General features: G+C 58.5%; 1 protein-coding gene. It reads right to left on the reverse strand.

What is annotated here, in order from left to right:
- The coding region (locus tag AAEZ09_RS28630; RefSeq protein WP_350601718.1) for a cytochrome ubiquinol oxidase subunit I at positions 1-260 on the reverse strand (260 nt) is incomplete at both ends.

Here is a 260-nt window from a genome sequence, read left to right on the forward strand (position 1 = left end):
TTCGCAGGCTGGTATTCCAGTGTATTCAAGCCATGAAAATCGCCGATAACCGCCTGCACTGGGGCCACGAGCAGGGCCATCCACATGGCCATCGATAGCATTTTGCGAATCGCCGGAGTGTCCTTACCGCGTAGCAGATGCCAGGCTGCCGAAGCGCCGACGAAGAAGGCCGTGGCAAGGAAAGCAGCCACCGCCATATGCGCCAAGCGATAGGGAAAGGATGGGTTGAAGATGATCGCGAACCAGTCCACGGGCACCAC

The organism is Pseudomonas sp. 65/3-MNA-CIBAN-0223 (genome assembly GCF_040310425.1).
GTDB lineage: Bacteria > Pseudomonadota > Gammaproteobacteria > Pseudomonadales > Pseudomonadaceae > Aquipseudomonas > Aquipseudomonas gregormendelii.